The 23,500-nt window shown below is 40.0% G+C and carries 22 protein-coding genes; 12 read left to right on the top strand and 10 right to left on the bottom strand.

Features of this window, described 5'->3' with window-relative positions; genetic code table 11:
- Positions 1-22 precede the first annotated feature (22 nt).
- Positions 23-1,288, top strand: coding sequence for a replication-associated recombination protein A (locus I5515_RS10895; RefSeq protein WP_199966598.1), 1,266 nt, complete (start codon positions 23-25; stop codon positions 1,286-1,288).
- A 2-nt stretch (positions 1,289-1,290) separates the two neighbouring features.
- Here I5515_RS10895 and I5515_RS10890 read toward each other — a convergent pair whose 3' ends face one another.
- From I5515_RS10890 to dapA, 4 genes are all read right to left on the bottom strand, one after another.
- The gene (locus I5515_RS10890) at positions 1,291-1,494 is read right to left on the bottom strand and encodes a hypothetical protein (protein ID WP_199966596.1); all 204 of its coding nucleotides are present in this window, start codon (positions 1,492-1,494) and stop codon (positions 1,291-1,293) included.
- A gap of 191 nt (positions 1,495-1,685) precedes the next feature.
- Positions 1,686-2,405, bottom strand: coding sequence for a phosphoribosylaminoimidazolesuccinocarboxamide synthase (gene purC / locus I5515_RS10885; protein ID WP_199966594.1), 720 nt, complete (start codon positions 2,403-2,405; stop codon positions 1,686-1,688).
- Positions 2,406-2,440: 35 nt separating this feature from the next.
- Positions 2,441-3,046, bottom strand: coding sequence for a lipoprotein-34 precursor (NlpB) (locus I5515_RS10880; protein WP_199966682.1), 606 nt, complete (start codon positions 3,044-3,046; stop codon positions 2,441-2,443).
- 13 nt (positions 3,047-3,059) lie between these two features.
- A complete protein-coding gene (dapA, locus tag I5515_RS10875) occupies positions 3,060-3,953 on the bottom strand; it encodes a 4-hydroxy-tetrahydrodipicolinate synthase (RefSeq protein WP_199966591.1) in 894 nt (297 codons plus the stop codon).
- 328 nt (positions 3,954-4,281) lie between these two features.
- Between dapA and pncA the strand changes: the two genes are divergently transcribed.
- Positions 4,282-4,926: a bifunctional nicotinamidase/pyrazinamidase gene (gene pncA / locus I5515_RS10870; protein WP_199966589.1), complete on the top strand. Its 645-nt coding sequence runs from the start codon at positions 4,282-4,284 to the stop codon at positions 4,924-4,926.
- Positions 4,927-4,980: 54 nt separating this feature from the next.
- Positions 4,981-5,943, top strand: a complete 963-nt coding sequence (locus I5515_RS10865) for a bile acid:sodium symporter family protein (protein ID WP_199966587.1) — start codon at positions 4,981-4,983, stop codon at positions 5,941-5,943.
- Positions 5,944-5,947: 4 nt separating this feature from the next.
- Here the strand turns inward: I5515_RS10865 and I5515_RS10860 are convergent, their stop codons facing one another.
- A complete protein-coding gene (locus I5515_RS10860; RefSeq protein WP_199966586.1) occupies positions 5,948-6,418 on the bottom strand; it encodes a DUF523 domain-containing protein in 471 nt (156 codons plus the stop codon).
- A gap of 524 nt (positions 6,419-6,942) precedes the next feature.
- On the opposite strand from I5515_RS10860, the gene hppD reads away from it, so the two are divergent.
- Positions 6,943-7,998: a 4-hydroxyphenylpyruvate dioxygenase gene (hppD, locus tag I5515_RS10855; RefSeq protein ID WP_199966583.1), complete on the top strand. Its 1,056-nt coding sequence runs from the start codon at positions 6,943-6,945 to the stop codon at positions 7,996-7,998.
- Between the two features lie 69 nt (positions 7,999-8,067).
- Here the strand turns inward: hppD and I5515_RS10850 are convergent, their stop codons facing one another.
- The 4 genes from I5515_RS10850 to fahA all read right to left on the bottom strand — a co-directional run bounded on the left by I5515_RS10850 (position 8,068) and on the right by fahA (position 11,635).
- Entirely contained in the window at positions 8,068-8,847 is a 780-nt protein-coding gene (locus I5515_RS10850; protein ID WP_199966581.1) for an IclR family transcriptional regulator, read from the bottom strand.
- A gap of 295 nt (positions 8,848-9,142) precedes the next feature.
- Positions 9,143-9,691 (bottom strand): VOC family protein, encoded by a 549-nt coding sequence (locus I5515_RS10845; protein ID WP_199966579.1) that lies wholly within the window; start codon positions 9,689-9,691, stop codon positions 9,143-9,145.
- A gap of 17 nt (positions 9,692-9,708) precedes the next feature.
- A complete protein-coding gene (gene maiA / locus I5515_RS10840; RefSeq protein ID WP_199966577.1) occupies positions 9,709-10,341 on the bottom strand; it encodes a maleylacetoacetate isomerase in 633 nt (210 codons plus the stop codon).
- The gene (fahA, locus tag I5515_RS10835) at positions 10,328-11,635 is read right to left on the bottom strand and encodes a fumarylacetoacetase (protein ID WP_199966575.1); all 1,308 of its coding nucleotides are present in this window, start codon (positions 11,633-11,635) and stop codon (positions 10,328-10,330) included. The genes maiA and fahA overlap by 14 nt, the downstream gene beginning before the upstream one ends.
- Positions 11,636-11,991: 356 nt before the next feature.
- Between fahA and I5515_RS10830 the strand changes: the two genes are divergently transcribed.
- The 3 genes from I5515_RS10830 (at position 11,992) to zigA (ending at position 15,629) form a co-directional block, all read left to right on the top strand.
- Positions 11,992-13,380, top strand: a complete 1,389-nt coding sequence (locus I5515_RS10830; protein ID WP_199966573.1) for an amino acid permease — start codon at positions 11,992-11,994, stop codon at positions 13,378-13,380.
- Between the two features lie 157 nt (positions 13,381-13,537).
- Positions 13,538-14,215 carry a YcbK family protein gene (locus I5515_RS10825; protein ID WP_199966571.1) on the top strand — a complete coding sequence of 226 codons (678 nt, stop codon included), beginning with the start codon at positions 13,538-13,540 and terminating at the stop codon, positions 14,213-14,215.
- Between the two features lie 148 nt (positions 14,216-14,363).
- Positions 14,364-15,629, top strand: a complete 1,266-nt coding sequence (gene zigA / locus I5515_RS10820) for a zinc metallochaperone GTPase ZigA (RefSeq protein WP_199966569.1) — start codon at positions 14,364-14,366, stop codon at positions 15,627-15,629.
- A gap of 32 nt (positions 15,630-15,661) precedes the next feature.
- Here zigA and I5515_RS10815 read toward each other — a convergent pair whose 3' ends face one another.
- Positions 15,662-16,774, bottom strand: a complete 1,113-nt coding sequence (locus tag I5515_RS10815) for an acyltransferase family protein (RefSeq protein WP_199966567.1) — start codon at positions 16,772-16,774, stop codon at positions 15,662-15,664.
- A gap of 355 nt (positions 16,775-17,129) precedes the next feature.
- On the opposite strand from I5515_RS10815, the gene hutC reads away from it, so the two are divergent.
- The 5 genes from hutC (at position 17,130) to I5515_RS10790 (ending at position 23,485) form a co-directional block, all read left to right on the top strand.
- A complete protein-coding gene (gene hutC, locus I5515_RS10810; protein WP_016139792.1) occupies positions 17,130-17,882 on the top strand; it encodes a histidine utilization repressor in 753 nt (250 codons plus the stop codon).
- The gene (locus tag I5515_RS10805; protein WP_199966565.1) at positions 17,879-18,454 is read left to right on the top strand and encodes a HutD family protein; all 576 of its coding nucleotides are present in this window, start codon (positions 17,879-17,881) and stop codon (positions 18,452-18,454) included. The genes hutC and I5515_RS10805 overlap by 4 nt, the downstream gene beginning before the upstream one ends.
- A gap of 250 nt (positions 18,455-18,704) precedes the next feature.
- Complete coding sequence (gene hutU / locus I5515_RS10800; protein ID WP_199966563.1) at positions 18,705-20,381, top strand: urocanate hydratase; 1,677 nt, start codon at positions 18,705-18,707, stop codon at positions 20,379-20,381.
- 88 nt (positions 20,382-20,469) lie between these two features.
- On the top strand, positions 20,470-22,008 hold the full coding sequence (gene hutH, locus I5515_RS10795; RefSeq protein WP_199966561.1) for a histidine ammonia-lyase: 1,539 nt from the start codon (positions 20,470-20,472) through the stop codon (positions 22,006-22,008).
- Between the two features lie 64 nt (positions 22,009-22,072).
- A complete protein-coding gene (locus tag I5515_RS10790) occupies positions 22,073-23,485 on the top strand; it encodes an amino acid permease (RefSeq protein WP_199966558.1) in 1,413 nt (470 codons plus the stop codon).
- Positions 23,486-23,500 lie beyond the last annotated feature (15 nt).

The following is a 23,500-nucleotide window of genomic DNA, read 5'->3' as shown; positions in this document are numbered from 1 at the left end:
AAAGACGATAAAGCTATTTGAAATGTCAGACACCCATATTCCACTTCCCGAACGCCTGCGCCCAAGAGACTTGTCTGAAATTATTGGGCAAGATCATTTGTTAGGTGCACATGCACCGTTACGTCAGATGATTGATCAGGGGCATTTACCTTCTATTATTTTTTGGGGGCCACCTGGGGTAGGAAAAACAACAATTGCTTTGCTATTAGCTCAGGCCATTGATCGGCCATTTGTAAGCTTATCTGCGCTGAATACGGGTGTAAAAGAATTACGTGAAATAATTGCAGAAAGTGGTGATTTACTGACTCCTGTGGTTTTTATTGATGAAATTCATCGTTTTAATAAATCTCAGCAAGATGCTTTATTGGGTGCTGTTGAAAAAGGCAAAATTACCTTAATTGGCGCGACTACTGAAAATCCATCTTTTGAGGTCAATAGTGCGCTATTATCACGTTGTCAGGTCTATACCTTAAATAGTTTAGACAGCGAGGCGATCCAGACTCTCATTAATAATGCGCTTCAAGCCGACAAGTTTTTAAAAGAACGTTATATTCATATTGAAGAATATGATGCCCTCATTCAGTTCGCAGCAGGTGATGCTCGCAAAGCGCTGAATTTACTAGATCTGATTGCCAGTACCTTTGAGCCAGAAGTTGAAAACACGATTACCAATGCGGTGGTGGTGAAAGTTGCTCAACAAAATATTGCGCGTTATGACAAATCGGGTGAACAGCATTACGACCTCGTTTCTGCCTTTATTAAATCAATTCGTGGCAGTGATCCAGATGCAACATTGTATTGGATGGCACGTATGCTTAAAGGTGGTGAAGATCCAGTTTTTATTGCCAGACGTATGCTGATTGCAGCCTCAGAAGATATCGGAAACTCTAATCCCAATGCGTTATTGCTTGCAGGTGAATGCTTCCGCTCTGTACAAGCAGTAGGGATGCCTGAGGCTCGAATTATCCTAGGCCAAACCGCGGTTTATTTAGCAACCAGTGCAAAAAGTAATAGTACCTATTTAGCGATTAATAAGGCCTTGGAGCTTGCTGAAAAAACGGCAAATTTACCCGTGCCTTTGCATTTGAGAAACGCACCAACCAAGCTTATGAAACAGCAAGGTTATGGGATTAATTATCTCTATCCGCACGATTACCCAGAGCATTTTGTGCTGCAAGATTACTTGCCACCTGAATTAAAAGGCACAAGACTCTACGAGTCTGCAAGAAATAAACGTGAAGTCGAAGGCGAGCGTTTGCAGCAACGAAGATGGCAGCAGGAACAATAAATTTAAAAGAATGTATAAGCTCTCAGGGTACGAATGAGTGTCATATAGTCACCTTGAGAGGCCTTAGAAATTACTGACTCAACTTCTGTCTGACTCCAGCCTTGTTTTAAGGCCGAACTGCTAAAGTTGGTTAATAAGACCAAAGGATTTTCACCAAAATGAATTGGATGATTCATTAATCTCTTTTCAAGCTTAAATATTTCCATAGGCTCACCCTATTTTTAACTTTAATTATTGTGAAGTACTTTGTGTTTTTTTAGATTTTAGTGTTTTAAATTAAGTTTATGCAAGTGATAATTTATTTTAATAGACAAATCTGTCTATATTGCTGGGTTTCTATAGTGCCGAATATAAAAAAACCGGGCTGAAAACCCGGTTTTTTATGAAGTTTAACTGATTAGATACCAGATAAATCTACACCTAAACGAGCAGCAACTTCTTCATAAGCTTCAACAACACCGCCTAAACCTTGACGGAAACGGTCTTTGTCGAGTTTCTTCTTAGAGTCTTTATCCCATAGACGGCAGCCGTCTGGAGAGAACTCGTCACCAAGCACGATACGGTCATGGAAAACACCGAATTCAAGCTTGAAGTCCACCAAAAGCATGTTGCCTTCAGCAAATAATGCTTTTAATACATCATTTACTTGGTAAGTTAACACTTTCATTTGCTCTAATTGTTCTGCAGTCGCCCAACCTAAAGCAATCGCTTGAGATTCGTTAACCATTGGGTCGCCTAGACCGTCATCTTTATAGAACAATTCAAATGTAGGAGGAGTTAACTCTTTACCTTCTTCTACACCTAAGCGACGGCATAAAGAGCCAGCTGCGTAGTTACGAATTACACATTCAACAGGAATCATTTGAAGTTTTTTAACAAGCACTTCAGTTGGAGAAAGCAATTTTTCAAAATGCGTTTCAATACCTGCTGCAGCAAGTTTTTCCATGATGAAGGCGTTAAAAAGGTTGTTCACCTTGCCTTTACGATCTAGTTGTTCGATTTTTTCGCCGTTGAACGCAGAGGCATCATCACGAAAGACTAAAATCAGATGGTCGGCATTGTCTGTTTCATATACAGATTTTGCTTTACCAGTATAGAGCAAGGTTTGTTTTAACATGAGGGAACCTTTTAAAAAAAATGCCTAGTAAACGACTAGGCTGGCCAATTTTGGTAAATCTGGTTTAACACTTCAGCAGCCACATCTGGGCTTGCAAAAGTGTTGTCTACATTAAATAGAGCAAGAGCATGACTTGAACCAACACCAGTGAGCTTAAGCACATAAGTACGGTCATTTACTTTAATCGTCGCCTGATTACTGCCTTGAGCGATGATATTGTAATTTAAAGTACTTAAAGTTGCCTTGGTGTATTGCCAGATTTCGGTCGTATTCCCATCAATTTTTAATAATGGGTTTTTATTACCGTCAGTCACAAGCTGAGGGCGTCCAAGTGCAGTTGTTGTTTGAGCAGATGCATCTGCTGTTGCATTGCCATCTTGTGTTTTTTCAGGACGTGGCAATGCAAAACGGTTACCACGCTGATTTTCAAACTTCGGCGCGTGCTCAATAGCGAGCTGGTCAACAGTTGGTGCAGGATACAAAGGTGTCACTGGTCGTACAGTTGCATCGGCAGGATACTCAAGCGGTGCAAGTTGCTTAGCATTTCTATAATCTAAAGAGTGATTATTAATTGCGAAGCGACCACAACCAGCTAAACTTAAAGCTGAAACTGCAAGGACTAAACCAAGACGTAATTGCATCATAAATTGCTCTTTAAATAATTCCCGCATCTTTTAGGGCATTGCGGAGAGGTTCGCGATATTGCTCAGCGAGAGGAGTGAGTGGTAAACGAATACCAGTATCAATCAGTCCCATCTCATGTAGTGCCCATTTCACAGGAATTGGGTTTGATTCGCAAAATAGAATATTGTGTAAATTTGCAATCTTATTGTTAATCGTCTTCGCTTGTTGTTCATCTTTGGCAATTGCAACAGAACATACTTCGCTCATTGCTTTAGGTGCAATGTTTGCAGTTACCGAGATATTACCATCAGCGCCAAGAAGCATAAGTTCCCATGCTGTTTCGTCGTCGCCTGAGTATACAGCCATCTTGCCGTTTAAGGCTTCGATTAAAGCTTTACCACGAGCTACGTCACCAGTTGCATCTTTAATGCCAACAATATTAGGGATCTCTGCTAAACGTACAGCTGTATCGTTTGCAAGATCTACACCAGTACGGCCTGGTACGTTATAAAGAATAAGAGGTAAATCTACGGCTTCAGCAATCGATTTATAGTGTTGGAATAGGCCTTCTTGAGTTGGCTTGTTATAGTATGGCGTAACAAGTAAGGCTGCATCTGCGCCAAGATCTTTGGCAGCTTTTGTTAATTCGATTGCTTCGCGGGTTGAGTTTGCACCAGTACCGGCAATAATTGGAATACGTTTATTGGCTACACGAATAATTTCTTTAATAACCTGTGTGTGCTCTTCCATGCTCAATGTTGAGGCTTCGCCGGTAGTACCGACGGCTACAATACTGTTTGTACCTTGTTCTATGTGCCACTCAACCAGCTTCTCAAGACCCTTCCAATCTACTCCACCATCTTTCAACATTGGTGTGACGATTGCGACGATTGAGCCTTGAATGGTCTGTGCTTGCTGAGTCATTTTTAAAAATATCCTATTTATCCATCCGAATCTGAGGTAAGAAAACAAAATGTGGGATGGTTGCAGTATTTTGATTGTCCAGTTCTAACAATAACAGATTGTTGAATGACAATTATGCAAATTATGACTGATCAGGCGCATAAGAACAATACGCCTAACAGATAATCGCTATGTAAACTTGATGAAAACATAGGGTGTTTTTGTTATCTCGCCCTAGTAAGGGGCAGTAAATATAACAATACAGCTCAATTCAACTGAAGCTGACCGAATATGACCTTTTTTTATGGCAAGATAGAATGCAATTTCCCTTGTTGGGATTGAAGATGACATGAATATGAATAAACAACCACAAAATACAGCTCTCATCGTAGTTGATGTGCAAAATGGCTTTACACCGGGTGGAAATTTAGCAGTTGCTCATGCAGACACAATTATTCCAACCATTAATCATCTGGCAGGTTGTTTTGAAAATGTGGTTCTGACACAGGATTGGCATCCGGATAATCATATTTCTTTTGCAGAAAATCACGAAAATAAGCAGCCATTTGAAACCATTGAACTGGACTATGGGCTGCAAGTGCTTTGGCCTAAGCATTGTGTACAGGGTACTAAAGATGCCGATTTTCATCCTGATTTAAATATTCCCACAGCTCAACTCATTATTCGAAAAGGCTTTCATGCTCACATTGATAGCTATTCAGCTTTTATGGAAGCAGACCATTCAACAATGACGGGTTTAACGGGCTATTTAAAAGAACGCGGGATTGATACGGTCTATGTGGTTGGTATTGCCACTGATTTTTGTGTAGCGTGGACTGCATTGGATGCGATTCAGCAAGGTTTTAAAACGTTTGTAATTGAAGATGCTTGTAAAGCAATTGATTTAAATGGTTCTTTAGAGCAAGCATGGCAAAACATGCAACAACAAGGGGTCGTGCGTATTCAGTCAACCGATGTGTTGAGTGAGTGCTAAGTCCATTGGTCTAGTGTTTTGACTTTCATGTTTTAATTTTTAGGGATAGAAAGTATGTCTGCATTACTGCGTTTTACTCAATTTATTCAAAAAACTTTTGCCCTATGGGTGATTTTTTTTGCAGCATTGGCGCTATGGCAGCCTGAATTTTTTGTCTGGTTGAAAGCATACATTCCATGGATTTTGGGCATTATTATGCTTGGCATGGGAATGACCATGACCGTCGATGATTTTAAAGGGGTATTACAAAGCCCTAAGGCGATATTACTTGGCGTTGTTGCCCACTTTGTGGTCATGCCAGGTTTGGCATTTGTTCTGTGTAAATTATTTAATTTACCGCCTGAGATCGCAGTCGGCGTTATTTTAGTGGGCTGCTGTCCAGGTGGAACTGCGTCAAACGTGATTACTTATATGGCGAAAGGCAACGTGGCTTTATCGGTAGCGTGTACATCGGTATCAACACTTTTAGCGCCAATATTAACACCTGCAATCTTCTATTTGCTTGCCAGCCAATGGCTAAAGATTGATGCAGCTTCGATGTTTATTTCGATTTTACAAGTGGTGGTGTTACCTATTGTCGTTGGCCTGATTTTAAGAATATGGTTCAAGCGTCAGGTCGAATCATATATTCAAGTCATGCCTTTGGTGTCGGTCGTTGCTATTGTAGCGATTGTGGCTGCCATTATTGGGGGCAGTAAAGCCGCTATTTTCCAGTCGGGTTTGCTCATTTTGGCTGTGGTGATATTACATAATGGATTGGGATATTTATTAGGGTTTGCTTCAGCTCGTTTCTTTAAACTACCGTATGCAGACAGCAAGGCAATTGCGATAGAAGTCGGTATGCAAAACTCCGGCTTAGGTGTGGCGCTTGCAGCGGTTCACTTTGCGGCCTCTCCGATTACTGCCTTACCAAGTGCTATTTTTAGTCTTTGGCATAATATTTCTGGTCCTGCACTTGCGACATACTGGGCAAGGCGTACAGATGAAGACAAATCCATTCAAGCAAATGCTGATTAATGCACTAAAGAGGGTGGGTAGCTAACCAATCTTCAATTTCATTTTCAGAAATCACTTTAAAACCATGGTGCTGCAAAAGTGCTGTGGTAATACCAGTTCCCGTAATTTTCTCACCTTGAAAAGTGCCGTTGTAAATCTTTTGACTGCCACAAGACGGGCTATTTTCTTTTAAAACCACACAGCTCGCTTTTATTTGCTGTGCAATTTCTAGAGTGTGGTAAGCACCTTTTAAATATAACTCTGTCACATCTAAACCTGATGAATCGGTAATTTTGGCTTTGCCATCAAGCACATCTAAGCCTGTTCCTCCCACAATTTCTGCGGGTAAACGAGGGGTTGAAAAGCCACCAAGTAGCTCAGGACAAAGTACATGAGCTTTTTTATTAACTACCAGTTGTTTAAGTAAAGTATTTAGGCATGATTTGCCATCATAACGAACAGGTTCACCAATTAAACAGGCACTGACTAAGATCATGATTTTTCCTAAATCAAATGGATGGCGGGGCTTATTGTAGAAATCATAAACAAAATTTGAAAACTCACCATTAATTTTAAAATAGCTTCATTTAAGATTACTAAAATTATGCAATTCATAATTAAATTATGTATTGCATAATTTAATTCTTTTTAGTAGCATCTAATTCAAGGTAAATGGCCATTGGAGATCCAACAAGGATGTTGGTCTCCATAAATCTATAAATGATTTTTAGGAAAAGACGATTTTTAAGGGTTTATTGAAAAATCTCAATCGTACTTTTAGATAAGAAAGGACAGTGTGTATGGAAAATAAACACCACATGGAACAGGAATTAAAAACCAGAGGCTTTGTTATCACTCCATCATCTTTTTAATCATTGGTTTTTTTCTCATAGGATGCGTTGGGACAAGGCATTTTGACGGTTCAAATACTCCCCAATCATTACGTATTCTATAGAGAAAGGAGCTGAGTTGTTCAGCAATAGAGATAAACGGAACAGGTAATCACCAGAGGGAAACTAGATGGATATTTTAGAGAACCCATTAGAATTATGCGGTTTTGCATTTATTGAGTTTGTTTCAAAAGAAAATGAATTAGATCCAGTTTTTGAAACAATCGGCTTTTCAAAAGTAGCCAAGCATAAATCGAAAGAAGCGTACTTATGGCGTCAAGGAAATATCAATATTATCCTGAATTATCAGCCAGAATCTTATGCTTCATTCTTCTTTAATGAACATGGCCCATCAGCTTGTGCAATGGGTTTTAAAACACGTGATGCAGCAAAAGCTTTCCAAAAAGCTGTAGAGCTTGGCGCTGAACCAATGTATTCAAAAGTTGGGCCAATGGAGCTCAACATTCCGGCAATTAAAGGTATTGGTGGCATGCCAATCTTTTTAGTTGACCGCGATATTTATGAAAACGACTTTACTTTCTTTGATGATGCTCAAAGACACCCAGTAGGCGCAGGCTTAAACGAGATTGACCATTTAACTCATAATGTCTACAAAGGGCGTATGGAGTATTGGGCAAACTTCTATGAAAAAATCTTTAACTTCCAAGAAATTCGTTACTTTGATATTAAAGGCGAATATACAGGCTTAACGTCTAAAGCATTAACAGCACCAGACGGCATGATCCGTATTCCATTAAACGAAGATTCAGATAAAGGAAACGGCCAAATTGCAGAGTTCCTGTCTGACTTTAATGGCGAAGGTATTCAGCATATCGCGTTTATCTGTGATGACTTAATTTCTACTTGGGACAAGTTAAAAGGTCTCGGTCTGAAATTTATGACACCGCCGCCAAATACGTATTATGAAATGCTACCAGAACGTTTACCTGAGCATGGTGAGCCGACTGACGAGTTAAAACAGCGCGGTATTTTGCTTGACGGTAATACCAAAGATGGTCAGAAGAAGTTGTTATTGCAGATCTTCTCTGAAAACATGATTGGTCCAGTCTTCTTCGAATTTATTCAACGTAAAGATGATGACGGTTTTGGTGAAGGTAACTTCAAAGCGTTATTTGAGTCGATTGAACGTGACCAGATTCGCCGTGGCGTGCTTGAAACTAAATAAGCTGAGCTTTTTTGTTTCTGATATAAAAAAACCAAGAGTTTGATCTCTTGGTTTTTTGATGGCTATTAATTAGCGACTTTTAATATATTGATTGATGAGCTTTACTTCATTTTTTAAGATTTCAATCGTTTTACTTTGTGGGTCGACTGGCAAAAACATTTCACTGTCTAGTGCGACAATACAAAACTCAATGCTTTGATTTGAGTTAAATACAGGTAAACCCACAGCATTAATTCCTGTCAGTAAATCACCTTTTGCTGCTGACATTTCTTGCTGGCGAATAGTTTCTTTAAGCTCTGTAAACGCTTGCCAGTTTTGTGGTGCAATCTGAAGACCAAGTTCTTGATGCTTTTGCCATTCTGCTTCCATTAATGGACGAACAAAATGCTCTGGAAGGTAAGACGCGAATAAACGTCCCGCAGCAGAATTAACTAAAGGCATAATCGAGCCGACTTTCGTCACAATCGAGATAGGGTGGTTTGATTCAATCGATTGAACAACCACAGGGCCTTTAGGCGACCATTTACTAATTTGTATGCCGCAGCCAATTTTATTTTGTAGGTCGTAAATTAAATGCTGGACCAGCTGTAGTGTGTCGCTATGCTGAACACAGTTTAGACCTAAGCGCCATGCCTGATCACCTAATGCATATTGGCCATCATCAAGTTGTTTTGCATATTCCATGCGAATAAGGCTGACCAGATAGCGATGTACCTTGGCAGGATGCATTTCTAGCTTGCTAGACAAGTCTTTGAGAATAATAGGTTGATTGTGTTCCAAAAGGGCGTTTAGTACAGATAAACCGACTTCAAGTGATTGAACTCCCCCAGATACTTTTTCTTCAATCATTTAAATACCCTTAATAAATTTACTTCAGCCGTTAAACAGCGATGTTCAAAACATAAATTGAAACTGGTGCGTTTTACATCATGCCTGAGCCTAGTGAGAAATAGAAATCACCTTTTTCTATTAGCGAAATTGGCATGTTTAATAATCAACAATTTTCTAAAACCACCATGCTCTAGTTTATAGCGCAATTTTCTAGAAATTTAGCAGTTTTAAATAATATAAATCGGCATTGATATAGAGCTGCTCGTTAAAACAATCCTAATCAATGCCGACTTTTGAATTTGCTCTTTTAAAATTAGGTTCCTAACTCAGCTTCATGTAAGAAATGAGTGTGATGCGGAGCACGTTTGGTTTTGCTCCATTCCTCTAACATTTCAGCTTTCATTTCTTCAGTAATTTTTGCAATTTTTTCTTCAGCATGGACATCGTTATAAGTCAGCTCTAAACGGTGGCCATTTGGGTCAAAGAAGTAAATTGAGTGGAAAATGCCATGGTTGGTCACACCCAAAACTTTCACGCCATTGTCTTCTAAATGCTGTTTTGCAGCCATCAAAGCATTTAAGTCTTCAACTTCAAAAGCAATATGTTGTACCCATTGAGGGGTATTTTCGTCGCGGCCCATGTCTGGTTGAGTTGGCAACTCAAAGAAAGCCAAAACGTTACCTTGTCCTGCATCTAAGAATAAATGCATGTATGGGTCAAATGCTTTGGTCGAAGGCACATGGTCTTCTGCAAAAGCTAAAATAAAGTCCATGTTGAGCATTTTTTTATACCACTCAACGGTCTCTTTCGCATCCTTACAACGGTATGCAACGTGATGTATTTTTTTAATGGCAAATGTCATGTTAAAACTCCTTTTTACTATTCCCAATCTGGTTGTTGTTCTGGCGCCGCTTTATAAAAGGCTGGGATAGACAAACAATGGTGATAAATTGAATCAATTTTTGGAAACGCAGTTAAATCAATCTTAAAGCGCTTGGCGTTATATACCTGTGGAATCAGGCAACAGTCGGCAATTGTGGCAACTTCTCCGAAGCAAAATTGCCCATTTGAATTTTGTAATTGCTGCTCTAGACTTTGAAAACCTTCAATAATCCAGTGCTGATACCAGTAATTTTTCTGTTCATCTGAAACATTTAAATCATTTTTCAAATATTTCAGTACGCGCAGGTTATTTAACGGATGAATATCACAAGCAATAGACTGTGCAAAGGCGCGGATTTTGGCCCGTTCTTGTATATCACTTGGAAGTAACTTGGTTTCTGGATATTGTTCATCCAGATATTCCAAGATACTTAAGGATTGCGACAAGATTAAATCGCCGTCAATTAAAGTCGGGACTAGAGCACTGTGATTTAACTTTAAATAGTCTTCGCTTTGCTGCTCGTTTTTTACCAGATGCACTGGAGCAGTCTCATAAGCCAAGTCTTTAATGTTTAGACCAATCCGTACTCTGTATGCTGCAGAGCTACGAAAGTAACTATACAGCTTCATAGTCTGGCTCCGAAGTTTCTGCAAAATCAAAAGTTAATGCAGGAAGAACCGTGTTTCGAACTTCACCAAAGCCAATGCGAATACCATTTTTCTCACAATGGCCTTTCATGATGAGCGTATCACCGTCTTGTAAGAAACCACGAGTTTCACCGTTAGCAAGTGTTAAAGGCTTGGTGGTGTTCCATGTAAGCTCAAGCAAGCTACCATACGAATCTGGTGTAGAACCTGAAATGGTACCCGAACCCATTAAGTCACCAACCTGAACGTTACAGCCTCCAATGGTGTGGTGAGTGAGTTGCTGAGACATAGACCAATACATATATTTAAAATTAGTTTTGCAGATCACATCAGCTTGTGCCGATTTCGGGCTTTGAATTTCAACACTTAAATTAATGTCATAACTGTTTGCGACATTTTCTTGTAAATAAGTTAAAGGTTTAGGCTCTTGTTCTGGGCCTTCCACTTTAAATGGCTCAAGTGCTTCAAGTGTTACCACCCAAGGTGAGATGGCACTGGCAAAAGATTTTGAATTGAATGGACCTAGAGGAACATATTCCCATTGCTGGATATCGCGTGCTGACCAGTCATTGAGTAATACCATTCCAAAAATATGGTCCCAAGCATTTTCAATCGAGATAGGCTGGCCAAGCTCCGTTGGTTTACCAATAACAAATGCTGTTTCAAGCTCAAAATCGAGTTTGCGTGTAGCAGAAAAAACAGGGCGCTCTTCATTTGGAAGTTTAATTTGTCCAGATGGACGCACGACTTGAGTACCACTGACTACAACAGAGCTAGCACGACCGTTATAACCGACAGGCAATTCAGTCCAGTTTGGCAGTAAGGCATTTTTTGGATCACGGAACATACAGCCCACATTGGTCGCATGTTCTTTAGAAGAATAGAAATCGGTATAACCTGGTACTTGCAGTGGTAAATGCAAAGTAACGCTGTCTTGCTTAACCAGTACTTCTTGGCGCAACGCTTCATTTTCTTGAAGCGTTAAATTTTCAACCGAGAGAAGAGACTGTAGTGTCTTGCGAACTTTTGACCAGTTGGCTTTACCAGAATCGATAAATTTATTCAGTGTAGGCTGGTTAAAGTAAGTGTCATGATCTGAAAGTTTTAAAAGACCGTGCTTTTCAAGAGCAGCGAGATCAATCACCCAATCACCAATTGCTACACCAACTTGACGCTCGCCTTGGCTAGTTCTGCTAAAAATACCATAAGGCAAATTATGAATAGTGAAATCTGATTGAGGTGCAACTTCAATAAAAGAGTTTAGTTTTTGTTCCATTTTCTCGTCCTTGTCTTTATCTCGGGTCTTATACAAATAAAAGTTCGGTCTAGGACTGAGCTACTCAATAAGTTTTTAACCTTTATTTAGATCATCTTTTCTCTTATGAGTTTGGTATAGACCGAGCACAACCAATTGCTTCATGTTTCTATAATACTGAATTCATAAAATTACGCAATACATAATTTAATTACACATATCATAATAATTGTCATTTCTTGTATTTTCTGTTTTCATTCGCGGTCATGAGAAAAGTCACGCAATTATTTTTCATGAATCTCTATGAAAGTTTGATAAATTTATGATATACGTAATTTATTGGAAAAAAATTACGTGACAAGGATGAGAATAATCATATGTCAGCACAAGAGCAAGGAAACCTGAAACACGGTTTGAGTAATCGGCACATCCAACTTATTGCATTGGGTGGGGCGATTGGCACAGGGCTTTTTCTTGGTATATCACAATCGATTAAATTAGCAGGTCCATCGGTCATCCTTGGCTATGCAATTGCCGGATTTATTGCTTTTTTAATGATGCGTCAGCTCGGTGAAATGGTAGTTGAAGAGCCAGTAAGCGGGTCTTTTAGCCATTTTGCCTACAAATATTGGGGACCATTTGCAGGGTTCATGTCTGGATGGAATTACTGGGTACTCAATGTACTGGTATGTATGGCAGAACTGAGCGCAATTGGTCTTTATATTCAATATTGGTGGCCACAAATCCCAACGTGGGCATCTGCTTTAACCTTCTTTGTCTTAATTAATGGCATTAATTTATTGCACGTTAAGTTTTTTGGCGAAATGGAATTCTGGTTTTCTATTGTCAAAATCTTAGCAATTCTTGCAATGATCGGTTTTGGTTCATATTTACTTGCAACAGGTACAGCAGGGCCGCAAGCCAGTATTACTAACCTTTGGGCACTGGGTGGTTTTTTCCCATTTGGTATTAAAGGTTTAATCATGGCAATGGCAGTTATTGTTTTTGCTTTCGGTGGCATTGAGCTTTTTGGTATTACTGCTGCCGAAGCACGTGATCCAGATAAGACCTTACCTAAAGCTGTAAATCAGATTATTTATCGTATTTTGATTTTCTATATTGCGACACTTTTAGTTCTATTCTCGCTTTTCCCATGGAATCAGATGGCTGAAGGCGGTAGTCCATTTGTGATGGTATTTGCTTCTTTAGATAGCCAAGGAATTGCAACGTTGCTGAACTTTGTGATTTTGACTGCTGCGGTTTCAGTTTATAACGGTACAAGTTATTGCAGTAGCCGTATGTTATTGGGCTTAGCACAACAAGGAAATGCACCAAAAGTATTTGCACACATTAATAAACGCGGTATTCCAACCAATGCAGTGATTCTTTCTGCTGCGGTGACTATCTTATGTGTATTGTTAAATTATATTTTCCCTGAAAAAGCTTTTGGTTTGCTCATGATGTTGGTGGTTGCAGCCATCGTAATTAACTGGGTGGTAATTTCATGGACTCATTTGAAGTTCCGTAAATTTATGCACAGCCAAGGTCAAACCACTAAGTTCCCAAGCTTTATGTATCCATTTAGCAACTATTTATGCATCGTGTTTATGTTGAGCATTTTGGTTGTAATGTCTTTAACGCCAGATATGCGTATTGCAGTCATGATGATTCCTGGTTGGATTTTATGTTTGATGGTGGCATATCAATTTAAACGCCGTAAGCTCAAAGCTGAGCAGCCAGTACCTGCACTCGAAGCTGATCTGTAAGGTTGCTTCAATTCTAAAAGGACGTATCTCATACGTCCTTTTTTATTTTTAAAATTTAACAACACAAATTAAAGGATTTTATTGTTGTTATACTATAACATTTCTTCAATTTAATAATGAGCAGTTTTCCCCTTTTTGGTGAAGATAGAGCATATTTATGAAACGTTATTTAGGTTTAATTTTATTATCTCTTACGGCATGTACGACTCAAACACCCAAGCCAACGGCTTCTAAACATCATCATTCTTTGCCTCAGCCTTCTAAAACAATAGCGAGAATAAAACAACAACCCGAAGATTATACTGCTTGGATCGCAACCGCAGATCACGGCCAGTCTGTGCAAGCTTACAAGCAATTTCTTAAGCAAAAAGGGCTTGCCAATTTAGTGCCAGATTATGAGTTATTACGCTCGGCTCGCGATTGGCAAAAATGTGGAGTCGAGCCTTATGCGGTGCCGCCACGCGAGATTTGGTCCAATATTGTTCCGACGCTTAGCATTTTAAAAGCATTAGTCGACGATGGTGTGATTAACGATTTTGAAGTGACATCGGCTTATCGCGCTTTATCTTTAAACCGCTGTGCTGGGGGTGCCGATGCATCTCGACATGTTTTTAATGCAGCGCTTGATTTTCGGATTGGACCAGAACAACCAAGCGACTTAGACCAGTTCAATATTCAGCAAACCAAAACCAAACTTTGTCAGTTCTGGGAAACCAAGGGACAAGCATTTAACATGGGGCTTGGTGTTTATGCTTCAGGACAAATTCATATTGATAGCCAAGGCTTTCGATCATGGGGACCTGACCATCACTATAGAACCTCAATTTGTCAGTGACTATAAAAGCAATTTTTTCAACGATTAACTGAGTTAGCTTAAATAAAAGCAGAATAAAAACTTGATCAATGGTTATGTTATAACATAACATTATTGTGGTTTAGAAATAGATTACGCCTGTGATCTGGCCATATTTAGATGGTCAGCCATGATCAGTTTAAATAATATTCAAAGAGATCAAGCCATGCGCACTGCAAACGCCAACTCATTTGCTAAGCTTCCTGTCACTGTTTTATCGGGCTTTTTAGGTGCAGGAAAGACCACATTACTCAACCATATTTTAAATAATCGTGAAGGCCGCCGTATTGCCGTGATTGTGAATGATATGTCAGACGTCAATATCGATGCAGCGTTAGTGCGTGAAGGCGGGGCAGAACTCTCTAGAACAGATGAAAAGCTAGTTGAAATGAGCAATGGCTGTATCTGTTGTACTTTACGAGAAGACTTATTGGTCGAGGTGAGACGTTTGGCCGATGAAGGTCGCTTTGACCAGTTGGTGATTGAATCGACTGGCATTTCAGAACCGTTGCCTGTGGCTGAAACCTTTACCTTTGAAGATGAAGATGGAAATTCATTAAACGAATTTGCTCGCCTAGACACCATGGTCACGGTAGTCGATGCTTTCAATTTTCTCAAAGATTACAGTTCAATCGATTCACTCCAACAACGTGGCGAGTCGTTAGGTGAACTGGATGAACGAAATGTAGTTGATCTTCTCATCGATCAGATCGAATTTTGTGATGTGATTGTGTTGAATAAAATTGATTTGATTGACTCCGTTGAACAACAACAATTAATTGCAATGTTAAAGACCTTAAACCCACGTGCCCGAATTGAAATTGCTCAATTTGGAAAAATTGCTTTAGATAAAATTTTAAATACACAGTTATTCGATTTTGATGAAGCAGCACAAGCGCCAGGCTGGTTAAAAGAATTACGTGGTGAGCATACGCCAGAAACTGAAGAGTATGGGATCAGTAGCTTTGTTTATCGTGCCCGCCGACCTTTTCATCCCGAACGTTTTTATGATTTGGTTCAGGCTGAATGGCCGGGAGTCATTCGTTCAAAAGGCTTTTTCTGGTTAGCAGTCGAACCTACATTGGCTTATTCATGGTCACAAGCAGGCGCGATGGCACGACATGGCTTGGCAGGCTATTGGTGGGCGGCCGTTGCAGAAGAAGACTGGCCAAGTGACTTAGACAGTATCGAACAAATTAAAAAGGTTTGGGACGCTCAAACTGGTGATGCGCGTCAGGAGCTGGTTTTAATTGGTATGCAAATGGATGAGCAAGCTTTAATAGAACGCTTGGATAGCTGCTTGTTAAACGATGAAGAAATGGCTTTAGGACCACAAGCTTGGCAGAGATGGTCTAATCCTTTTAAGCAAGACGATGAAACCATGTTGATTACTTAACAAAACAAAGCCCCTATTTTAGGGGCTTATTTTTATGATTTGTCTTTAATGAAAACCTTTCGAATGTAGCTGTTAAGCGGTGTGGAATAATATTTTTCGATGATTGCGCTGATAATAAAAGTCAGAACCAGATATGCAATTAAAAGCATAATTTTAATGCTAGAGTCGGTTTGGGCCGGAATAAAAGCAACTTTCATAAGACCCAGCACAACCAGATGAAACAAATAAGTTTCATAACTTCTTTGACCTAGCCAGACCATGATTTTTGTAAATAGACTATGCGCTTGCGTTCCAGCAGGATGCTGAAAACACAAAATCAGTAAACCCGTAGCAAAAGCAAATAAGCTGATAGCCCAAGTACTAACTTCTTTAATTGGTGCATATAAATAAAGAGCGACCATACTCAAAATAATCAACCAAGAAAGAGGTTTTTTATAGCTCCAATCTGGCTGATATTTATGAGAGAAAATAGCAGTTAAACAGCCAATTGCTATACCATCAAAGCTCGAAAAATAATGATATAAATATGCACCGCTTTCTTCTCCAAAATGGAGAGATCTAAAATAAGGCCCATATAGAATTACTCCAACAAGTACAGCAATAAAGACTTTATTACTACGGGTGAGCAGGCACAATAATGGAAAAACAAAGTAAAAAACTTCTTCTACAGAGAGCGACCACAACACGCCTAAAGCGTAGTTTACCCAACCGAATTTAATAATCAGGATATTCATCCAGAAGGTGAAAGCTGCCAAAATGGTCAAAGGATAAGAGACTTCAATGCCATTGGGTGCTTGGTTTATAAAAGGTTTTAAGTCAAATGACCCAAGTATGCTTACACCTAAAATGAGTAAAACCAGACACGGTAAAATGCGCGCTGCTCGTCGGATATAAAAATGCTTGAGGTTAATTGCGGAAAATTGTTTGTCTCTTTTTAAGGTGTGATGAGTGATTAAAAAACCTGAAATTACGAAAAACATGGTCACGCCATAATTTCCATTTCTTGCGATGACTGTGCTAAATGCTTCACCTAAGAAATCAAAACCTAACCATGTATCTTTAAGTTTATAGGGAATATTAAAATGATGTAAAAGAACCAACAGGATAGAAATTCCACGAAGAATATCTATTTTATAATTACGCATTCGATGTGCTTCCAGTTTTATTAATATACTGTGTGGCAGAAGAATACTATCGATCAGTTATTTTAAATAAAAATTTTAAGCATCATTTCGTAAATCAGAAAGGACCATACTTTCTAAAACTTTGAATAGAGCCAAAGGCATAGCAGAAATAATTATTAAATAAATATTGATAAAGCCCTTATATATTTGAATTTCTCTACATAAAACTTTAAATTAGCTCTTATTGAGCTATGTTTATTTTTTAAACTTTTTAAAATCTATTTATTTCATAAATTAACATGTTGTATGTGGTTGTATATACATAGCATGTCAACTAAAATGCTTTTTTGCCTGCTGCCTTTTTGAGTAATTAGTTATGCCCAGAACATCAAAACAAGAACATGCTGAGCTTTCGATTGAAGCTGATAGTCCAGTTCCTTTATATCAACGCGTCAAACAGCTAATTTCACAAAAGATTTATGAAGGCTCATGGGCTGTAAATAAAAAAATTCCTTCAGAAAGCGAATTGGTCAATCAACTCGGTTGCAGCCGCATGACGGTAAATCGTGCGCTACGTGAGTTAACGACTGAGGGCCTACTTGTTCGAATTCAAGGTGTTGGCTCTTTCGTTGCCGAAGGACAGGGCCGTACTGCACTTTTTCAGATTAACAATATTGCCGAAGAGATTATTGCACGAAACCATAAGCACCATGCTGAAGTTTTAGTCTTAGAGCAAATTTATGCAAATGCAGAGCAAAGCGTGTTAATGCAGACACGCGAAGGGCAAAGATTATTTCACTCGATTATTGTGCATTATGAAAATGATGTACCTGTTCAGGTCGAAGATCGTTTAGTTGATGCAGCACTGATTCCAGATTATCTACAACAAGACTTTAAAACCATTACCCCGAATGCTTACCTCATGGCGAAAGCACCGGTCTCAGAAGGTGAGCACATTGTTGAGGCAGTTTTAGCATCTCCTCAAGAGTGTAAATGGTTGAAGATTACTAAAGCTGAACCATGCTTACTTATTCGTCGCCGTACGTGGTCAAACAAACAGCTTATTTCAAGTGCACGTTTGATTTATCCGGGTAGTCGCTATTATCTTGAAGGGAAATTTAACCCATGATTGAATTGATCAGGGCCGATCAATATACAAAAATGCTTTGGAAAAATGGTGCTGGCTTTACTTTAGAAATTGCTCGAAGCCAAGGTGAAGCTGATTTCGATTGGCGTATTTCGATGGCTGATGTGACCACTTCTGGGCCATTTTCGCTATTTCCCAATAAGCAGCGAATTATTACGGTACTTGATGGGCAAGGCATTGGATTGCATGTCGATAATTTGCCAGTTAAAGCGTTAAAACAAGGTGATATTTTTGCTTTTCATGGCGAAAGTCAGGTGCAAAGTGAGCTGTTTGACGGTGCAATTCGGGACTTAAATCTAATTTATGATTCTGCAAAATTTCATGCCCGCTTTCAAAGAGTAGACGGTACAGAAGCACAGACCTTTTTAAGTTCGGCAGACCTGATTTTTATTTTTAATAGTGGTTCTGACATTGAAGTCGTGGTTGAGGACAAAGTCTTTTTACTTGCAGCTCATGAGACTTTAAAAATTGAAAAAACCACTGCAATTACCTCAGTCCATTTTCCGCAAAATTGGGCAAAAAATTGTTATGTTATTGAGTTAATTCAACGTTAAAAGTAAATAAATTATTTTTTTAAAGCACATGTCTAGTGAAAAGATATGTGCTTTTTTTATGCTTAATATAAAAATAAATTAATTTAATTCATAAGCTTATTAATTTTTTTCAAAAAAATATGAGCAAGCCTCTTCACGCCGTAAAATATTTGTGTAGTATATGGATGTATATACAAGTTAATACATTACTATACAAATGCAGAAACAAGTGATGTTCTGCTGATGTAAGCTCAAAGGAAGGAGTCCGCCTGTGACAACAACGACAACAAAATTTCGTGATGTAGAAATCCGTGCACCACGTGGCACTGAATTGACGGCTAAAAGTTGGTTAACTGAAGCTCCATTACGCATGTTGATGAATAACCTTGATCCGGACGTTGCAGAAAACCCGAAAGAATTGGTGGTATACGGTGGTATTGGCCGTGCAGCGCGTAACTGGGAATGTTTTGACAAGATTGTAGATACGTTAAAAAATCTTGAAACTGATGAAACTTTGTTAGTTCAATCAGGTAAACCAGTAGGCGTATTTAAAACTCATAAAGATGCCCCACGTGTTTTAATTGCAAACTCAAATCTTGTACCGCACTGGGCAAACTGGGAACACTTTAACGAGTTAGATGCAAAAGCTTTAGCGATGTACGGTCAAATGACAGCAGGTTCATGGATCTACATTGGTAGCCAAGGCATTGTGCAAGGTACTTACGAAACTTTCGTTGAAGCAGGCCGTCAACATTACAACGGTGACTTAAACGGTCGTTGGGTACTAACTGCTGGTTTAGGCGGTATGGGTGGTGCTCAGCCTTTAGCTGCAACACTTGCAGGTGCTTGTTCTTTAAACATCGAATGCCAACAAGCAAGTATCGATTTCCGTTTACGTACACGTTATGTAGATGAACAAGCAACTGATTTAGATGATGCTTTGGCTCGTATTGACCGTTACACGAAAGAAGGCAAAGTAATTTCAATTGCACTTCATGGCAACGCTGCAGAGATTTTACCTGAGCTTGTACGCCGTGGTGTGCGTCCAGACATGGTGACCGACCAAACAAGTGCACACGATCCATTAAATGGTTACTTACCAGTGGGCTGGACTTGGGATGAATATCGTGAACGTGCGAAAACAGAACCAGAAGCTGTTGTAAAAGCTGCAAAACAGTCTATGGCAAAACACGTACAAGCGATGCTTGATTTCCAAAAAATGGGCGTTCCAACATTTGACTATGGTAATAACATTCGTCAAATGGCGAAAGAAGAAGGCGTAGAAAACGCATTTGATTTCCCTGGCTTTGTTCCTGCTTATATCCGTCCATTGTTCTGCCGTGGTATTGGTCCATTCCGTTGGGCAGCGCTTTCTGGTGATCCAGAAGATATTTATAAAACAGATGCCAAAGTTAAAGAATTAATTCCTGATGACGAACATTTGCATCACTGGTTAGACATGGCACGTGAACGCATTAGCTTCCAAGGTTTACCAGCTCGTATTTGTTGGGTGGGTCTAGGCTTACGTGCAAAACTTGGTTTAGCATTTAACGAAATGGTTCGTAGTGGTGAGTTGTCTGCACCAGTTGTGATTGGGCGTGACCACTTAGACTCAGGTTCGGTTGCAAGTCCAAACCGTGAAACTGAAGCAATGCAAGATGGTTCAGATGCCGTATCTGACTGGCCATTGTTGAACGCTTTGCTCAATACAGCAGGCGGCGCAACTTGGGTATCTTTACATCATGGTGGTGGTGTAGGTATGGGCTTCTCTCAACACTCAGGCGTTGTGATTGTGTGTGATGGTACTGATGATGCTGCTGCACGTATTGCTCGTGTATTGACCAATGACCCTGCAACAGGTGTTATGCGTCATGCCGATGCCGGTTATGAAATTGCGATTAACTGTGCAAAAGAGCAAGGCTTAAACTTGCCAATGATCACGCAATAAAAATACATGGAAAGAACGGGCGGTGCTTTTTGCAATTGTGAAAAGCGCCGTCTCAGCAGAATATAGTGCCAAAAATTAGGAAGCCAACATGGAATTATTAATCCAACCGGGAAAACTGACCTTAGCCGATTTACGTCAAGCTTACCTCAACCCGATTAAAGTTAAACTAGATGAAAGTGCATCAGCTGCCATTAATGCAAGCGTGGCTTGTGTAGAACAGATTGTAAATGAAGGGCGTACAGCTTACGGAATTAACACAGGTTTTGGTTTGCTCGCTTCGACCAAGATTGCTCCTGAAGATTTAGAACAATTACAGCGTTCATTGGTACTTTCGCACGCCGCAGGTGTAGGCGAACCTCTTGATGATGCAATGGTTCGTTTAATTATTCTATTGAAAGCAAACAGCTTGGCACGTGGTTTCTCTGGTATCCGCCGTAAAGTGATTGATGCTTTGTTGGCTTTAATTAATGCTGAAGTTTATCCGCATATTCCTCTTAAAGGCTCAGTAGGTGCTTCAGGTGACTTGGCACCACTTGCGCATATGTCATTGATTTTACTAGGTGAAAGTAAAGCACGCTACAAAGGTGAGTGGTTACCAGCAGTTGAAGCTTTAAAAATTGCAGGTTTAGAGCCAATTTCTTTAGCTGCTAAAGAAGGCTTGGCACTTCTAAATGGTACACAAGTTTCGACTGCCTACGCGTTACGCGGTTTGTTTGAAGCCGAAGATTTATTTGCTGCTGCAACTGTATGTGGTGGCTTAAGTGTTGAAGCAATGCTGGGTTCACGTTCACCGTTCGATGCACGTATTCATGAAGTACGTGGCCAACGTGGTCAAATTGATGTTGCTGCGGCTTATCGCGATTTATTGACTGATTCAAGTGAAATTGCACATTCACACGAAGACTGTAGCAAAGTTCAAGATCCGTATTCTTTACGTTGCCAACCACAGGTGATGGGTGCATGTCTAACTCAAATCCGTCAGGCTGCTGAAGTTTTAGCAATTGAAGCAAACGCTGTATCTGATAACCCACTTGTTTTCGCTGAACAAGGTGACGTGATTTCTGGTGGTAACTTCCATGCAGAACCTGTTGCAATGGCGGCAGATAATTTAGCATTGGCAATTGCAGAAATTGGTTCACTTTCAGAACGTCGTATTTCGATGATGATGGACCGCCACATGTCACAGCTTCCACCGTTCTTGGTCGCAAATGGTGGCGTTAACTCAGGCTTTATGATTGCACAAGTGACAGCTGCTGCACTTGCGAGCGATAATAAAGCACTAGCACATCCTGCAAGTGTTGATAGTTTACCAACTTCTGCCAATCAGGAAGACCATGTATCAATGGCTCCAAATGCTGGTAAGCGTCTTTGGCCAATGGCTGATAACGTTCGTGGCATTTTAGCTGTCGAATGGTTAGGCGCTTGTCAGGGTCTTGACTTCCGTGAAGGCTTAAAAAGCTCGCCTAAACTTGAACAAGCCCGTAAAATCTTGCGCGATCAAGTTCCTTACTACAGCGAAGACCGTTTCTTTGCTCCGGATATTGAACAGGCAAGTGAGTTGCTTTCGAGTGGTTGCCTAAACGAGTTGCTCATTCCAAAACTACTCCCTAGTTTATCTGAAGTGTGATTGATAAAACGGTCACATGGAGTGGCCGAATCTAACTAAATATCCTCAAGGATTGGAGATTATAATGTCACAAAACTCCACACTACAGCGGGGTTTGAACACCCGCCATATTCGTTTCTTGGCATTGGGCTCAGCAATTGGAACTGGGCTTTTCTATGGTTCGGCAACCGCCATCAAAATGGCGGGGCCTTCAGTATTACTTGCGTATATCGTTGCAGGGATTGCAATTTATATCGTTATGCGCGCACTGGGTGAAATGGCTGTCCATAACCCTGTGTCTGGTTCATTTAGTCACTACGCATCACAGTACATAAGTCCACTGGCAGGTTTTACCACAGGTTGGACTTATGTTTTTGAAATGGTGATTGTCGCCATTGCCGATGTGACTGCTTTTGGTATTTATATGGGGTTCTGGTATCCCGATGTGCCAAGGTGGATCTGGATTTTATCGCTGATTATGTTCTTGGGTGCCATTAACTTAATTCACGTTAAAGTCTTTGGTGAGCTCGAGTTTTGGTTATCCATTATCAAAGTTACGGCCATTGTTGCCATGATTATTGGTGGTTTAGGCCTTATGTTTTATGGCTTCCACGTTGACCATAGCAATGTAGTGCCTGGCATTCAAAACTTATGGGTTTATGATGGCTTTATGCCGCATGGTATTGCAGGCTTGGTTGCATGTTTATCTGTAGTCGTGTTTGCTTTCGGTGGTATCGAAATTATCGGTTTAACTGCTGGCGAGTCACAAGACCCGAAAACGACTTTACCAAAAGCAATTAATGCTGTTCCAGTCCGTATTTTACTGTTCTATGTACTGACTATTTTTGTACTTATGTCGATTTTCCCATGGAACCAGATTGGTAGCCAAGGAAGCCCATTTGTACAAATTTTTGAAAATTTAGGCATCAAATCTGCTGCAAATATTCTAAATGTTGTGGTGGTGACTGCTGCAATTTCGGCAATTAATAGTGACGTGTTTGGCGCTGGCCGTATGCTTTATGGTATGGCAAACCGTGGTCAAGCACCGAGAATTTTCCAAAAGTTATCACGTAATGGTGTGCCATGGATGACCGTGGTTGTGATGGCGGGTGTGCTATTGATTGGTGTGGTGTTGAACTACCTGATTCCTGAAAATGTATTCATGATCATCGCGTCAATTGCAACGTTTGCTACTGTTTGGGTTTGGCTCATGATTTTGCTTTCGCAAGTTGCGATGCGCCGTAAATTATCTGCTGCTGAAATTAAAGCACTTGATTTCCCTGTCTGGGGTTGGCCTGTTGCACCTGCGTTCGCGATTGGTTTTATGGTGTTTATTTTAGCCATGATGGGTTATTTCCCTGATTCACGTCCTGCGATTTATGTAGGTATAACATGGCTTGCTCTTCTCACTATTGCTTATCGTATCTGGGTCAAACCACAGCAAAACTTGGGAAAGGAAAGTAATTCTATCCAGCAAAATGTTGAGATAGAAAGCTAACAAATGAACTGCCCA

This window comes from Acinetobacter calcoaceticus (assembly GCF_016508255.1).
Taxonomy (GTDB): Bacteria; Pseudomonadota; Gammaproteobacteria; order Pseudomonadales; family Moraxellaceae; genus Acinetobacter; species Acinetobacter calcoaceticus_E.
This window is presented reverse-complemented; position numbering and strand designations above follow the sequence as displayed.

Coding starts and splice junctions, on each gene's coding strand:
- I5515_RS10895 (WP_199966598.1), top strand. CDS start 23: ATGTCAGACACCCATATTCCACTTCCCGAACGCCTGCGCCCAAGAGAC.
- I5515_RS10890 (WP_199966596.1), bottom strand. CDS start 1,494: ATGGAAATATTTAAGCTTGAAAAGAGATTAATGAATCATCCAATTCAT.
- purC (WP_199966594.1), bottom strand. CDS start 2,405: ATGTTAAAACAAACCTTGCTCTATACTGGTAAAGCAAAATCTGTATAT.
- I5515_RS10880 (WP_199966682.1), bottom strand. CDS start 3,046: ATGCAATTACGTCTTGGTTTAGTCCTTGCAGTTTCAGCTTTAAGTTTA.
- dapA (WP_199966591.1), bottom strand. CDS start 3,953: ATGACTCAGCAAGCACAGACCATTCAAGGCTCAATCGTCGCAATCGTC.
- pncA (WP_199966589.1), top strand. CDS start 4,282: ATGAATATGAATAAACAACCACAAAATACAGCTCTCATCGTAGTTGAT.
- I5515_RS10865 (WP_199966587.1), top strand. CDS start 4,981: ATGTCTGCATTACTGCGTTTTACTCAATTTATTCAAAAAACTTTTGCC.
- I5515_RS10860 (WP_199966586.1), bottom strand. CDS start 6,418: ATGATCTTAGTCAGTGCCTGTTTAATTGGTGAACCTGTTCGTTATGAT.
- hppD (WP_199966583.1), top strand. CDS start 6,943: ATGGATATTTTAGAGAACCCATTAGAATTATGCGGTTTTGCATTTATT.
- I5515_RS10850 (WP_199966581.1), bottom strand. CDS start 8,847: ATGATTGAAGAAAAAGTATCTGGGGGAGTTCAATCACTTGAAGTCGGT.
- I5515_RS10845 (WP_199966579.1), bottom strand. CDS start 9,691: ATGACATTTGCCATTAAAAAAATACATCACGTTGCATACCGTTGTAAG.
- maiA (WP_199966577.1), bottom strand. CDS start 10,341: ATGAAGCTGTATAGTTACTTTCGTAGCTCTGCAGCATACAGAGTACGG.
- fahA (WP_199966575.1), bottom strand. CDS start 11,635: ATGGAACAAAAACTAAACTCTTTTATTGAAGTTGCACCTCAATCAGAT.
- I5515_RS10830 (WP_199966573.1), top strand. CDS start 11,992: ATGTCAGCACAAGAGCAAGGAAACCTGAAACACGGTTTGAGTAATCGG.
- I5515_RS10825 (WP_199966571.1), top strand. CDS start 13,538: ATGAAACGTTATTTAGGTTTAATTTTATTATCTCTTACGGCATGTACG.
- zigA (WP_199966569.1), top strand. CDS start 14,364: ATGATCAGTTTAAATAATATTCAAAGAGATCAAGCCATGCGCACTGCA.
- I5515_RS10815 (WP_199966567.1), bottom strand. CDS start 16,774: ATGCGTAATTATAAAATAGATATTCTTCGTGGAATTTCTATCCTGTTG.
- hutC (WP_016139792.1), top strand. CDS start 17,130: ATGCCCAGAACATCAAAACAAGAACATGCTGAGCTTTCGATTGAAGCT.
- I5515_RS10805 (WP_199966565.1), top strand. CDS start 17,879: ATGATTGAATTGATCAGGGCCGATCAATATACAAAAATGCTTTGGAAA.
- hutH (WP_199966561.1), top strand. CDS start 20,470: ATGGAATTATTAATCCAACCGGGAAAACTGACCTTAGCCGATTTACGT.
- I5515_RS10790 (WP_199966558.1), top strand. CDS start 22,073: ATGTCACAAAACTCCACACTACAGCGGGGTTTGAACACCCGCCATATT.